This window comes from Ancylobacter vacuolatus (assembly GCF_030813595.1).
GTDB classification, from domain to species: domain Bacteria; phylum Pseudomonadota; class Alphaproteobacteria; order Rhizobiales; family Xanthobacteraceae; genus Ancylobacter; species Ancylobacter vacuolatus.
This window is the reverse complement of sequence record NZ_JAUSUH010000005.1, coordinates 138,388-151,197: the sequence shown is the minus strand read 5'-3', so window position 1 is coordinate 151,197 and position 12,810 is coordinate 138,388. Positions and strand designations below refer to the sequence as shown.

The following is a 12,810-nucleotide window of genomic DNA, read 5'->3' as shown; positions in this document are numbered from 1 at the left end:
GTGCCTTCCGCCGCCCGCATCAGTCGTCCCCGGCGCGGCGCGGCGTGTAGACCAGCGCCGGCAGGCCGGGACGCTCGACCAGCCGCGTCTCCGGCGAGCCGACGATGATGCAGGTCGCCATGTCGGCCATGTGCCCGCGCGCATTCGCCAGCGGCACCACCCGCATCCGCTCGTCCGGCCGCCCCACCGCGCGGCCGAAGATGACAGGCACGCTGGCCGGCAGTTCGGCGCGCAGAATGTCGAAGGCGGTGTCGAGCTGGTGCGGGCGGGCTTTCGACACCGGGTTGTAGAAGGCCATGGCGAAGCCCGCCTGCGCGGCGAGCCGCAGCCGCTTCTCGATCACCTCCCAGGGCTTGAGATTGTCCGAGAGCGAGATGGCGCAGAAATCATGCCCCAGCGGCGCGCCGCATTTGGCTGCCACCGCCAGCATGGCGGTGATTCCCGGCACGATGACGAGATCGAGCGCCCGCCATTCCGCAGGCCCCGCCTCGATCGCCTCGATCACCGCCGCCGCCATGGCGAACACGCCGGGATCGCCGCCCGAGACCATCGCCACCGTCGCGCCGGCGGCGGCATGGGCCAGCGCTGCGCCGGCGCGGGTCAGTTCCTCGCGATTGTCGGAAGGGTTGCGCGCCTGTCCCACACGCACCGGCACCCGCTCCAGATAGGGCTGGTAGCCATAAAGCGCCTCGGCTTGTGCCAGCGCCTCGCTCGCCTCCGGGGTGAGATAGCGCGCCTCGCCCGGCCCGAGGCCGACGATGAACAGTTTGCCCTTGCCCATCAGCGCGTCTCCCAGCCCGGCACCAGCACGATGGCGAAATAGGGCGCGGGGCCATCCCCGCGGGTCTCCAGCCTTTCGCACAGGCTGCCCGTCATCGTGCCGCGCTCAACATAGAGCGCCCGCTCCAGCCGTCCGGCAACCGCCAGCGCGCGGCGGATCTTCGGCAAATTGCGCCCCACCTTCATGATGACGGCCGCATCCGTGCCCTGCAGCCGGCGCGCGAGTTCCGCCTCATTGAGGGTGCCCGGCAGAACGCTCAGCACATCATCGCCCTGCGCGATCGGCGTTCCCGCCTGCGACCAGCAGCCGGACATGCCGGTGACGCCGGCAATGACTTCCGTGGGATAGCGATGGGCCAGCCGCACATGCAGGTGCATGTAGGAGCCGTAGAACAGCGGGTCGCCCTCGGAGAGCACCGCCACCGTGCGCCCCGCCTCCAGATGCGCCGCCACCGCCTGCGCGGCCTCCTCATAGAAGCCGGTAATCGCCGTGCGATAGGGCGCCTCGTCCTTCGGCATTTCCGTGGTCACGGGGTAGCCGAGCGGGAGTTCTTCCGCCCCCACGCGGAAATGCGGATGGGCGATGGCGCGGGCATGGCTGCCATTGCCGAGCTTGGCGAAATAGGCGACCACATCCGCCTGCGAAAGCGCCCGCACCGCCTTGAGTGTGATCAATTCCGGGTCGCCCGGCCCGACGCCGACGCCGATCAGCCGCCCCTGCGACGTCTCGCTCATAGGCCCGGCCTCGCCAGCGCGTTCACCGCCGCCGCCGTCATGGCGCTGCCCCCTAACCGGCCGCGCACCACCAGCCACGGCACGCCATGCTCGCCCAGCGCCAGCGCGTCCTTGGATTCGGCCGCGCCAACAAAGCCCACGGGAATGCCGAGAATCGCCGCCGGCTTCGGCGCGCCGGCATCGAGCATTTCCATGAGGCGGAACAGCGCGGTCGGCGCGTTGCCGATAGCGATGACAGCGCCTTCCATATGGTCGCGCCACAGCTCCAGCGCGGCGGCGGAGCGGGTGGTGCCGAGCCGCTCGGCGAGATCGGCCACGTCGGGCTCGCGCAGGGTACAGATCACCTCGTTATGCGCCGGCAGCCGGGCGCGGGTGACGCCATGCGCCACCATCTGCGCGTCGCACAGGATCGGTGCGCCGGCCTTGAGCGCGTTGCGGGCGGCCCGCACCAGATCAGGGGCGAAATCGATGGCGAAGGCGGCTTCCACCAGCCCGCAGGCATGGATCATCCGCACCGCCACATCCGCCTCATCAGGCGTGAAGCGGCCAAGCTCGGCCTCTTCGCGGATGATGGCGAAGGAGCGCTGATAGATCGCATTGCCGTCGCGCTCATACTCGAACGGGGTGGACACTCAGGCCAGATCCTTCTGCAATGTCTCGCGCAGCTGCGCGGGAGGCACGATGCGGGCGGGCACATCGCGCGGCGTGCCTTCGACCACGAGACCCGCCCCTTCGTCCAGCCCCACGATGGTCAGCGCCGCTTTTGAAGGGTGCGCGCAGCCCTTCGGGCAGCCGGAAACATGGAGATCGCGCCCGTCGAGCAGCGGTACCAGCGTCGCCGCGAGGGCATGGGTGTCGAGCCGCGCCGAGGCGCAGGCCGGCTGCCCGGCGCAGGCATAGACCCGCCGGCGCGGATCTTTGGGGTCAGTGAGCAGGCCGAGCCCGGCCGCCACCTCGCGCAACTCCGCCGCCGCCTCGGGCGCTGGCCCGACCAGCAGCAGCGCCCGCCCGGCGGCCGGTTCGACACGGGCCACCCCGGCCCGGCCGGCCGCCGCGACCAGTTCGCCCAGCACCACCGCCCGGATCTGCCCGAAGGCAAGGCCGATGCCGAGCGCGACACTTCCGTCGCTGAGCGGGTGCAGCCCCACCGGGTCGACGCCCTCCCCCGACGCGGCGAGGGGCGGGGCGAGGCCGAATTCGGCGCGAAGAGTGGCGATGCCCTCCACCGCCACAAGCTCCGCCATGCGCGCGCTGTCTCCCCGCGCCGCCAACCGCTCCAGCAGCGCGATAACCACCGCCGCCGCGTGTTTCGCGTCCACCTCGCCGCACGCCTTTCCGGCAAGCGCGACGCGCACCGCCGCCCCGCTGCCGGCCGTCAGACCGATATCCGCCTTCAGCCCGCCGAGCCGGAACAGCCCGCCGCCATCGACCACGACCGACGCCTTCGGTGCCAGATGCGGCACCAGCGGCGCGGCGCCGTCGCCGATCGCCCGCGCCAGCGGGCGCGGGTCGAAGCGCATGCTTGGGTCGAGCCCCGCCAGCGCGCTCACCTCCACCGGAAAACCCTGCGGCACGTCGATGCCGAGCGCCGCCACCGCTTCGGCAAGGCCCGGCGCCGTCTGCGCACTCAAGCCCCGCAGCTGCAGCTTGCCGCGCGCCGTCACCTCGATGATGCCATTGCCGCGATCGGCCGCGAGCCGCGCCAGCCCGGCGAGCTGGTCCAGCGTCAGCGGCGCCAGCGGCTGCAGCCGCGCCAGCAGCCCGTCGCCGGTCTGCATCGGTTCCGGCAGGCTCGGACAGGCGCCGCGCCGCAGGGAGGCAAGATCTTGACCGGGAATCGCGCTCATTCCGCCGCCTCCCCGGAAAGCTGGGCGAGGTCGGCCCCCACATCGTTGCGGCGCGGGTGCCAGAGCCCCTTGTCGCGCGCGCCCTCAAAACGGGCGGCGATGAAGGCCGCCGCCTCGGGCGAGGCCTCGATCAGGAAGGCGCGCACATTGGCATCGCCGACATAGGCGGTGTGCAGCGCGTCGATCAGATGGCCGGGCACCGCCCGCGTCGCCTCGGCGAAGCCGATCAGCCGGTCCACCGTCTCGGCGATTTCCGCCGCCCCGCGCGGGCCGTGGCGGGTGAGGCCGTCGACATAGCGCGGGTTCGCCCGCCCGCGCACGATGCGGGCCAGCGCCGCCTCCAACGGACGCGCCTTGGGCCGGGCGGGGTCGGAGGTGTCGAGCACAACGAGGTCCGGCAGGCGGCCGAGCCGTTCCGCCGCCGCCGCGAAGCCGCCGATAAAGGCGAGGTCGGCATCGCCCTCCAGCAGGTCACGGCCGGGATCGTCGGCGCCATGCACCAGGAGGTCCGCCGCCGCCACCCGCGCCGCGAAACCCTCCTCCGGCCGCGCCGCGCCTTCCGCCCCGCCATAGGCATGCGAGGCGCTGGCAAGATAGGCCGCGCCCAGCGCCTCCCGCTCCACCCCGTCGCCCCCACGTTCCAGCCCGGCGCCATAGGCCCCCGGCGCGGTGCCGAAAATGCGCGCCGCCCCTTCGCCCGCCGCGCGCAGCGGGTTTTCCTCGTCGCTCTCCTCGCGCCGCGCCACCGCCCGCAGCGCGGCGTCGATGAGCGCGATCTGCGCCGGGAACAGGTCGCGGAACAGCCCTGAGATGCGGAAGGTGACATCGACGCGCGGACGCCCCAGCACGGCCGGCGGCAGCACCTCGATGCCGGTGACGCGGCCCGAGCCCGGGTCCCACACCGGCCGTGCGCCGATCAGCGCCAGCCCTTGCGCGATTTCCTCGCCGCCGGTGCGCAGCGTCGCGCTGCCCCAGAGGTCGAGCACCAGCGCCCGCGGCCAGTCGCCATGCGCCTGCGCATAGGCGCGCACGATCTCGTCGGCCGCCAGCCGGCCGAGATCCATCGCGGTCGCGGTCGGCAAAGCGCGGGGGTCGCTGGTGAACAGGTTCCGCCCGGTCGGCATCACGTCGGTCCGCCCGCGCCCCGGCGCACCGGCCGGCCCGGCGGGCACGCGGCGAGCGTCCAGCGCCGCCAGCAGCCCGTCGCGCTCCGCCTCGCCGCAGGGGCCGCGGCCATAGACGTGAAAACCGTCCTTCAGCCGCATCTCCTTGATGTCGCAGAGAAAGGCGTCGATCTGCTTGAGGGCCTCCTCGGGGTCGGCGCCCGTCTCCAGCCCGGCGTCGCGGGCAAAGCCGGTGCGGGTCGCCTCCTCCACGATCAGCCGGGCGAGGCGTTCGCGGCGGCGGCGGTCGAGCCCGTCGGCCTGCGCATATTCATCCACCAGCCGCTCCAGCGCGGCGGCCTCGCCGGCGAGGCCGGCCTCCTGCGTCGGCGGCGGCAGATGGCCAAGCGTCACCGCCGCGATCCGCCGCTTGGCCTGCGCCGCCTCGCCGGGATTGGAGACAATGAACGGATAGGCCACCGGCAGGGCGCCGAGCACGGCTTCGGGGAAGCAGGCGCGGGTGAGCGCCACATGCTTGCCCGGCAGCCATTCCAGCGTGCCATGCGCGCCCATATGGACGAGGGCGTCGGCGGAATGTTGCAGCCACAGGCCGAAGGCCAGCAGCCCATGGCGCGGCGGCAGCGCCGGGTCGTGATACTGCGCCCGCCGCTCGGCCACCGAGCCCCGCTCCGGCGCCAGGGCGACAGTGACGTGGCCGAAGCGGGCGGCGCGGAAATGGAAGGCAGCGTCGATCAGGTCCGGGTCGTCCTCCGGCGGCCCCCAGGCGGCCTCGACGGCCGCCGCCGCCTCGGGCGGCAGCGTGGCGAGATGGGCGCGATAGGCGGCAAGGGAGAGACCGCCGTCGTGCCACGCAAAGCCCTCTCCCCGCCGGGGAGAGGGTTGGGTGAGGGGGAGGAGGGGTGCGGAGGGCAAAGTACCCCTCACCCCATCCCTCTCCCCGTCGTGCCGCGCGAAGCGCCCGCCCCTCACCGCCGCCACCAGCGCCTTCTCATCCGCCGGTACCCCGTCCACCGCGTAGCCGGCGGCCTGCAGGTCCGCCAGCAGCGCCCGCACGCTCGCCGGCACGTCGAGACCCACCGCCCAGCCGGTGCGGCCGGGGGCGCCGGCATAGTCCGGCATCAGCACGGTGATCCGCCGCTCCCCGCGCGGGGTCGCCCGCAGCCGCACCAGGCTAGCGACGCGGTCGGCCACCTGCGCCACCCTGTCCGGCTCGGGACGGTTCACCAGCGCGGCGAAGCCGGGCACGGCGGGGGTTTCCTGCGGCGCCTTGAAGGAGAGCGCCCCGGCCAGCACCCGCCCGTCGAGTTCGGGCAGCACCACATGCATGGCGAGATCGGCGCTGGTCAGGCCGCGCACGCCCTCCACCCAGGCGGCGCGCTTGGTGGTGGCGACAATCGCCTGCAGCACCGGCACGCCGGGCGCGTCGAGCACGGTATCCTCGCCGGGATCGGCGGCGGCGAAGGCGGTGAGCGTGAGGATCGCCGCCGGCGCCATCTCCGCCAGCGCCGCCTTAAGAAAGGCGATGGAGGTCGGCTCCTTCAGGCTGGCAACATAGATCGGCCGGGGGTCGAGCCCGCGCGCGCGAAGTGCGGCGCACAGCGCGTCGACCGGCGCGGTATCCCCCGCCAGCGCCATGGAGCGGTAGAAAATGACGGGGATGGCGGCAGCAGAAGGCCCCTCACCCCGACCCTCTCCCCGCCGGGGAGAGGGCGAAGAAAACGGCGGGGGGAAGCTGGCAAAAGCCCTCTCCCCGTCGGGGAGAGGGTTGGATGAGGGGGAAGCACCATCCCCCTCATAAAACCCCGCCAGCGGCAGGTTCTGCGGCGCGGGCGGGGCGGCCATTGCCCGCCCCGCATGGATGGCGAGAACCCGCAGCAGCGCGGCCATATTCGCCGGCCCGCCGGCGCGGAAATAGCCGAGCAGCACGGCGAGTTCGGCCTCGTCAAGGGTCGAGGCCTCGGCAAGGCGCGGATCGTCGCGGTCCTCGCCCGGCAGCACGGCGAGGGTGAAACCGCGCGCGCGCGCCTCGGCGCTGAGCCGGTCGACGCCATAGCGCCACCAGTCGAGCCCGCCGAGCAGCCGCACCACCACGATGCGGGCTCGGGTCCCCACCTTGTCGATCCACAGATCGACCGACATCGGGTGCCGGAGATCGCGCAGATTAGCGAGGCGCAGGCTGGGCAGCCCGGCCTGCTGCGCCCCCACCTCCTGCGCCCCCACCTCCTGCGCCATCGCCTCCTGCGCCCGCGCCAGCGCGCCGAGATCGCTGTCGGCAAAGGAGACGATCACCACCTCGCCCGGCGTCTGGCCGAGATCGACCGGCTCGACCAGATCGTCGAGGCTGGAGGAGGTGGTGGTGAGGATGTGCATGGGGTGGCGCGTCTCCTGAAGTCGTCATCCCGGCCGAAGCGCAGCGCAGAGCCGGGATCGGTTGCCGTTCATACCGGCCGGCGATCCCGGATCGGCCTCGCGGCCGTCCGGGATGACGGAAGGCTCACGCCGCCACGCTCTCCCCGGCGAGGATCGCTTCCACCTTGGCCCGGTCCAGCCCCTTCAGCCCGATGGCGACAAGGCGGCCGGTGCGCGCGCCCGTGCCCCAGGGCCGGTCGAAATGATGCGCCACGCGCGGGCCCACCGCCTGCACCAGAAGCCGCATCGACTTGCCGGCGACCGGCAAGAACCCCTTCACCCGCAGCACATCCGCCTCGTCCGCCGCCCGCGCCACCCGCGCCGCGAACTCGGCCGGGTCGGTGATTTCAGGCACCTCGACGACGAAGCTGTCGAAATCGTCATGGTCGTGGTCGAGCTCGTCATCGTGATGCGTCTTGCGGTTCTCGATGTCGTTCTCGGTGCCGACGCCGAGGCCCATCAGGATTGCCGGGTCGATCCGCCCGTCGGTGACGCTCACCACCCGCACGCCCTTGGGCAGCTCGGCGTCGAGCGCGGCGCGGGCCTTCGCCTGTCCGGCCTCATTGATCAGGTCGGCCTTGGTGAGGAGCACGAGGTCGGCGCAGGCGATCTGGTCGTCGAACACTTCCTCGATCGGGTCGTCATGGTCGAGGCTGTCATCGGCCGCGCGCTGGGCGGCGAGCGCGTCATGGTCATGGGCGACGCGGCCCGACGCCAGCGCCTCGCCATCCACCACCGCCACCACCCCGTCCACCGTCACCCGGCTCTTGATCGCCGGCCAGTGGAAGGCCTGCACCAGCGGCTTGGGCAAAGCGAGGCCGGAGGTCTCGATCAGGATGTGGTCGACCTTCGGCTCAAGCGCGAGAATGGCGTCGAGCGCCGGCACGAAATCATCCGCCACGGTGCAGCAGATGCAGCCATTGGCGAGTTCGACGATGTTCTCTTCCGGGCAGGAGTCGACGCCGCAGCCCTTCAGGATCTCGCCATCGATGCCGACATCGCCGAACTCGTTGACGATCACCGCCAGCCTTTTGCCGCGCGCATTCTCCAGCACATGACGGATCAGCGTCGTCTTTCCCGAGCCGAGAAAGCCGGTGACGATGGTGCAGGGAACCCGGTCGAGGGCGGCGGGGCGGGAATCGGCGACGGACATGCGGCATCTCCACGAAGCTCAGGAATCGCGGGATGCGTCGGTCGCGGAAAGGAGCTTCCGCGCGAAGCCGCGCGCCTCAGCACGGCTCTGCCTGTCTGCCGGGCACCCCGCCGGCACGCACGACCGGACCACCGGCAGGTCTCCTGGCTCGCGGGTCGCTGCCTCGTCGCCGCCTTCCCGGAGAGGTCTCCAGTGGCTTCCGGCTGAGGCTCGCCGCTCACAGTTGCGGGGGCAGCCGCGGAATTGGGGGCCTGAAAGCGCCCCGCACCGCATTCCCTCTTCGTCCCTCCCTGGCGGGAGGAAACCGACGGTCGCGGCCACTTAAGGAGGCTTGGCCGGCAAAGTCAAACCGGACGGCGCCGGTTGCCCGGCGGTGCGCCCCGGCTATAGTCCGCCGCTCGCCCGCAGCCGACGACAGGAGCCGACGACGATGACGCCCCGCTTTGCCCCGGCCCCCGCTCCATGGCGCTGACCCTCGTCCTCGGCGGCGCCCGCTCCGGCAAGAGCGCTTATGCCGAAGGGCTCATCTCAGGCTTTTCCCCGCCCTGGAGCTACATCGCCACCGCGCAGGCCTGGGACAGCGAAATGGAAGAGCGCATCGCCCTGCACCGTGCCCGGCGCGGCGCGGGCTGGCAGACGCTGGACGCCCCGCACGAGCTTGCCGCAACGCTGAAAGCGCTGCCGCCCGGCCGGCCGGTGCTGGTGGACTGCCTCACCCTCTGGCTCAGCAACCGGATGCTGGCGGAGGCCGACCTCGCCACTGAATGCGCCGCGCTGGTGGAGGCGCTGGCGGCCCATGAAGGGCCGGTGGTCGTGGTGTCGAATGAGGTCGGGCTCGGCATCGTGCCCGACAACGCACTGGCCCGCCGTTTCCGCGACGCGCAGGGCCGGCTCAACCAGACTGTGGCCGCCCGTGCCGACAGCGTGATCTTCATGGTCGCCGGCCTGCCGCTGTTCGTGAAAGGAAGCGCCCGATGACCGAGATCTCGCCCGAGGACGCCGCCCGCCACCGCGCCAAGATGGAAAAGCGCAAGGCGGTGCAGGACGCGGAAGTGGCGGAAAAATCCGTCGAGAAGGGCCTGCTCATCGTCCATACCGGCCCCGGCAAGGGCAAATCCACCGCCGCCTTCGGCCTCGCTCTGCGCACCCTCGGCCAGCCGGACGGGGCCAAGGTCGGCGTGGTGCAGTTCATCAAGGGCGCCTGGGAATCGGGCGAGCGCCGCGCGCTGGAGAGTTTCGGCCCGCGCGTCGAGTGGCACTCCATGGGCGAGGGCTTCACCTGGGAGACGCAGGACCTCGCCCGCGACATCGCGGCCGCCCGCCGCGCGTGGGACAAGGTGCGGGAGATGATGGACGACCCCGCCATCGGCCTGCTCATCCTCGACGAGCTGAACATCGCCCTGCGCTACGACTATCTCCCGTTGCCCGAGGTCGTCGCGGCGCTCAGCGCCCGCCGCGCGGGGCTACACATCGTCGTCACCGGCCGCAACGCCAAGGCTGAGCTGATCGAGGCCGCCGATCTCGTCACCGAGATGGGCCTCGTCAAGCACCATTTCAAAGCCGGTGTGAAGGCGCAGAAGGGCATCGAGTTTTGATGCGCCCGTCACAAGACGCTGCAAGAATTTGGCAGCGGCGATCTCGCAATTGTGCTGCGACATTCCTATCTCATACACAGCGCCGAGTGTTGCGGCGTAGTGCTTTCATGGAGAAACGCTTCGATGCGTTCCACCCCCATCGCCTACCTGTTCTGGTGCTTCGGCCTGATCGGCGTGTGCGGCATCCAGCGTTTCTATACCGGCCGCTACTGGACCGGCGCCCTATGGCTGCTGACCCTCGGCCTGCTTGGCATCGGGCAGATCATCGATCTGTTCCTCATTCCCGGCATGGTGCGCGAAGCCAATCTGGAGCGCCGCGTCGACTATCTGGAAGCCCGGCGCGGCTGAGGCCGGGCACGCCGTCATCCCCGGGCTTGACCCGGGGATCCACGGCTTATGCGGGCCTTCCTGCCCTCTCCCCGCTGGGGAGAGGTGGCCCGCGCAGCGGGCCGGTGAGGGGCCTCCTGGCGCATCGCCCTCCGGCCCCCTCACCCCATCCCTCGCCCCGACGGGGAGAGGGTGCATGACCGCCCCCCGTTCTCCGCTCGCCCTCATGTTTCAGGGCACCGGCTCGGATGTCGGCAAGTCGCTCATCGTCGCTGGCCTCGCCCGCGCCTTCGCCCTGCGCGGGCTGAAGGTGCGCCCGTTCAAGCCGCAGAACATGTCGAACAACGCCGCCGTCACCACCGATGGCGGCGAGATCGGCCGGGCGCAGGCGCTGCAGGCCCGCGCGGCGCGCGTCGCACCCTCCGTCCACATGAACCCGGTGCTCTTGAAACCGCAGAGCGAGACGGGCGCGCAGGTCATCGTGCAGGGCCGGGCGCAGGGCACGGCGAAGGCGGCGGACTACCAGAAGCTCAAGCCCGCGCTCATGGCCGCCGTGCTGGAGAGCTATGAGCGGCTGCGGGCCGAGGCCGATCTCGTGCTGGTGGAAGGCGCCGGCTCGGCCTCCGAGATCAATCTGCGCGCCAATGACATCGCCAATATGGGGTTCGCCCGCGCGGCGCATGTGCCGGTCATCCTCATCGGCGACATCGACCGCGGCGGGGTTATCGCCAGTCTGGTCGGCACCAAGGCCGTGCTGCCGGAGGACGACGCAGCGATGATACGCGGCTTCCTCGTCAACCGCTTTCGCGGCGACCCCACTCTGTTCGCCGCCGGCATGGAGGCGATCGCCGCCCGCACCGGCTGGGAGGCGCTCGGCCTCATCCCGTTCTTCAACGAGGCCCGCCGCCTGCCGGCGGAGGACGCGCTGGCGCTCGACGCCGCCACCCCGGCGAAGCCCGGTGCGCGGGTGAAGATTGCCGTGCCGCTGCTGCCGCGCATCGCCAATTTCGACGATCTCGACCCGCTTGAGGCCGAGCCCGGCGTCGAGGTGGTGAGGGTGCGCCCCGGCACGCCGCTCCCGGCTGATGCCGCCCTCATCCTGCTGCCAGGCTCGAAATCCACCATCCCCGACCTCGCCGATTTCAGGCGCGAGGGCTGGGACATCGACCTCTTCGCCCACATCAGGCGCGGCGGGCGGGTGCTTGGCCTGTGCGGCGGCTACCAGATGCTGGGTCACAGCCTCTCCGATCCGCAGGGCGTGGAAGGCCCGCCCGGCAGCGTCGCCGGCCTCGGCCTGCTGGAGGTCGACACCGTGCTGTCGGGCGACAAGCGGCTGGTGGCCGTCACCGGCACGGCGCAAGGCGTGCCGTTTTCCGGCTATGAGATGCATATGGGCGTGACCGAAGGCCCCGGCCGCGCCCGGCCCTTCGCGCACATCGACGGCGCCGGGCCGGAAGGCGCGGTGTCGCCGGATGGGCGGGTCATGGGGACCTATGCGCACGGCCTGTTCACGGACGACCGCCAGCGCGCGCACTGGCTGGCGACGCTGGGCGCGCCGCCGAGCGGGCTCGACTATGAGGCCGGGGTGGAAGCGACGCTCGACGCGCTGGCCGCCCATCTGGAACGCCATGTCGATCTCGACCGGCTGCTGGACATCGCAAGGCGCGTCTGACCGTCGTCCCGGCCGAAGCGCCGCGGAGAGCCGGGATCGTCCCCGCATGCGTCACGCGATCCCGGATCGGCCTGCGGCCGTCCGGGATGACGCTCTCCGCAGGTTCTCACCACCCCCATACGAGAAGCGCGAGCCCCGCCACCAGCGCCACCATCACCGCATCGGCCGCGCGGTAGAGGCTGAGCGCGCGGCGGATGTCGGCAGCGGTGCATTCATAGCGTCCGCCCGCGCCCATCAGCCCGTCGACGGAGAGCGTGCCGCCATAATGGCGCGGCCCGGCAATGGCGATGCCGAGCGCCCCCGCCATCGCCGCCTCCGGCCAGCCGGCATTGGGCGAGCGGTGGCGGCCCGCGTCGCGCCGTATCGCGGCCATCGCCCGTCCGGGCGAGGCGCCGGGAACGAACAGCGCGCCCGCCACGATCAGCGCGCCGGAAAGCCGCGAGGCCGGCAGGTTGATCAGGTCGTCGAACCGCGCGCTCGCCCAGCCGAAATAGAGGTGCCGCGCCGTGCGATGGCCGATCATGCTGTCGGCGGTGTTCACCCCCTTATAGATCGCCGCCCCCGGCAGCCCGCCGATCGCCATCCACAAGGCTGGCGCCACCACGCCGTCGGAATAGTTCTCCGCCAGGCTCTCGATCGCCGCCCGCGCCACCCCGGCCTCGTCGAGCTTGTCCGGGTCGCGCCCGACAATGTGGGACACCGCCCGCCGCCCCTCCTCCAGGCTCACCTCCAGCCCGTCCGCCACTGCGCCGACGAACTGGTAGAGGCTGCGCTGCGCCAGCAGGGACGAGCCCGCCAGCGCCGCCAGCACGAGGCCAAATGGCAGCTTCATCGCGAGGCCCTGCACCAGCAGGCCGGCCCCGCCGCTCACTCCGACGATCACCACCAGCGCCCCCACCCCAGCAAGGCGCCGCTCGCGCGGGGCGGCGGCGTCGCGGTTGACATGGCGGTCGAGCCACCCGATCAGCCGGCCGATCCACATCACCGGATGGCCGATCCGGGCGAGCAAAAACGAGGGATAGCCAAACGCGGCCTCGAACAGCAGCGCCGCCAGGGTTAAACCAAGGGTAAGTTCGAGGCTCATCGCAAGTGATTCTCTGGGAAGTGATACTCTCGCTTGCGGGGCAAACGAATCCACCGGCCGCGCGGCACCACCATTTCCGCCCGC

Annotated in this window: 11 protein-coding genes and 1 riboswitch; of the genes, 4 read left to right on the top strand and 7 right to left on the bottom strand. The window is 71.7% G+C overall.

The annotated features are described in order from the left end of the window. Positions 1-19 precede the first annotated feature (19 nt). From J2S76_RS13140 to cobW, 6 genes are all read right to left on the bottom strand, one after another. The gene (locus tag J2S76_RS13140; protein ID WP_307060897.1) at positions 20-781 is read right to left on the bottom strand and encodes a precorrin-3B C(17)-methyltransferase; all 762 of its coding nucleotides are present in this window, start codon (positions 779-781) and stop codon (positions 20-22) included. Continuing rightward, the gene (locus tag J2S76_RS13135; protein WP_307060896.1) at positions 781-1,515 is read right to left on the bottom strand and encodes a precorrin-2 C(20)-methyltransferase; all 735 of its coding nucleotides are present in this window, start codon (positions 1,513-1,515) and stop codon (positions 781-783) included. Before J2S76_RS13135 ends, J2S76_RS13140 begins: the two co-directional genes overlap by 1 nt. Continuing rightward, a complete protein-coding gene (locus tag J2S76_RS13130; RefSeq protein WP_307060895.1) occupies positions 1,512-2,147 on the bottom strand; it encodes a precorrin-8X methylmutase in 636 nt (211 codons plus the stop codon). The genes J2S76_RS13135 and J2S76_RS13130 overlap by 4 nt, the downstream gene beginning before the upstream one ends. Beyond that, a complete protein-coding gene (cobG, locus tag J2S76_RS13125; RefSeq protein ID WP_307060894.1) occupies positions 2,148-3,362 on the bottom strand; it encodes a precorrin-3B synthase in 1,215 nt (404 codons plus the stop codon). It abuts the gene before it with no gap. Then, complete coding sequence (gene cobN, locus J2S76_RS13120; protein ID WP_307060893.1) at positions 3,359-6,856, bottom strand: cobaltochelatase subunit CobN; 3,498 nt, start codon at positions 6,854-6,856, stop codon at positions 3,359-3,361. The genes cobG and cobN overlap by 4 nt, the downstream gene beginning before the upstream one ends. Positions 6,857-6,980: 124 nt before the next feature. Beyond that, entirely contained in the window at positions 6,981-8,048 is a 1,068-nt protein-coding gene (cobW, locus tag J2S76_RS13115) for a cobalamin biosynthesis protein CobW (protein ID WP_307060892.1), read from the bottom strand. Positions 8,049-8,164: 116 nt separating this feature from the next. After that, a riboswitch (cobalamin riboswitch) is annotated at positions 8,165-8,372 on the bottom strand. Positions 8,373-8,510: 138 nt separating this feature from the next. Between cobW and cobU the strand changes: the two genes are divergently transcribed. From cobU to J2S76_RS13095, 4 genes are all read left to right on the top strand, one after another. Beyond that, positions 8,511-9,026 carry a bifunctional adenosylcobinamide kinase/adenosylcobinamide-phosphate guanylyltransferase gene (gene cobU / locus J2S76_RS13110; RefSeq protein ID WP_307060891.1) on the top strand — a complete coding sequence of 172 codons (516 nt, stop codon included), beginning with the start codon at positions 8,511-8,513 and terminating at the stop codon, positions 9,024-9,026. Further along, a complete protein-coding gene (gene cobO / locus J2S76_RS13105) occupies positions 9,023-9,643 on the top strand; it encodes a cob(I)yrinic acid a,c-diamide adenosyltransferase (protein WP_307060890.1) in 621 nt (206 codons plus the stop codon). Before cobU ends, cobO begins: the two co-directional genes overlap by 4 nt. Positions 9,644-9,766: 123 nt before the next feature. Continuing rightward, positions 9,767-9,991 carry an NINE protein gene (locus tag J2S76_RS13100; protein ID WP_018387245.1) on the top strand — a complete coding sequence of 75 codons (225 nt, stop codon included), beginning with the start codon at positions 9,767-9,769 and terminating at the stop codon, positions 9,989-9,991. A 175-nt stretch (positions 9,992-10,166) separates the two neighbouring features. Then, a complete protein-coding gene (locus tag J2S76_RS13095) occupies positions 10,167-11,642 on the top strand; it encodes a cobyric acid synthase (RefSeq protein WP_307060889.1) in 1,476 nt (491 codons plus the stop codon). A gap of 106 nt (positions 11,643-11,748) precedes the next feature. Here J2S76_RS13095 and cbiB read toward each other — a convergent pair whose 3' ends face one another. Beyond that, positions 11,749-12,726 carry an adenosylcobinamide-phosphate synthase CbiB gene (gene cbiB, locus J2S76_RS13090; protein WP_307060888.1) on the bottom strand — a complete coding sequence of 326 codons (978 nt, stop codon included), beginning with the start codon at positions 12,724-12,726 and terminating at the stop codon, positions 11,749-11,751. Between the last annotated feature and the right edge of the window lie 84 nt (positions 12,727-12,810).

Bases quoted from the DNA above. Each gene is read 5' to 3' on its own strand.
- cobW (WP_307060892.1), bottom strand. From the start codon at position 8,048: ATGTCCGTCGCCGATTCCCGCCCCGCCGCCCTCGACCGGGTTCCCTGC.
- J2S76_RS13135 (WP_307060896.1), bottom strand. From the start codon at position 1,515: ATGAGCGAGACGTCGCAGGGGCGGCTGATCGGCGTCGGCGTCGGGCCG.
- cbiB (WP_307060888.1), bottom strand. From the start codon at position 12,726: ATGAGCCTCGAACTTACCCTTGGTTTAACCCTGGCGGCGCTGCTGTTC.
- J2S76_RS13100 (WP_018387245.1), top strand. From the start codon at position 9,767: ATGCGTTCCACCCCCATCGCCTACCTGTTCTGGTGCTTCGGCCTGATC.
- cobN (WP_307060893.1), bottom strand. From the start codon at position 6,856: ATGCACATCCTCACCACCACCTCCTCCAGCCTCGACGATCTGGTCGAG.
- cobU (WP_307060891.1), top strand. From the start codon at position 8,511: ATGGCGCTGACCCTCGTCCTCGGCGGCGCCCGCTCCGGCAAGAGCGCT.
- cobG (WP_307060894.1), bottom strand. From the start codon at position 3,362: ATGAGCGCGATTCCCGGTCAAGATCTTGCCTCCCTGCGGCGCGGCGCC.
- cobO (WP_307060890.1), top strand. From the start codon at position 9,023: ATGACCGAGATCTCGCCCGAGGACGCCGCCCGCCACCGCGCCAAGATG.
- J2S76_RS13095 (WP_307060889.1), top strand. From the start codon at position 10,167: ATGACCGCCCCCCGTTCTCCGCTCGCCCTCATGTTTCAGGGCACCGGC.
- J2S76_RS13140 (WP_307060897.1), bottom strand. From the start codon at position 781: ATGGGCAAGGGCAAACTGTTCATCGTCGGCCTCGGGCCGGGCGAGGCG.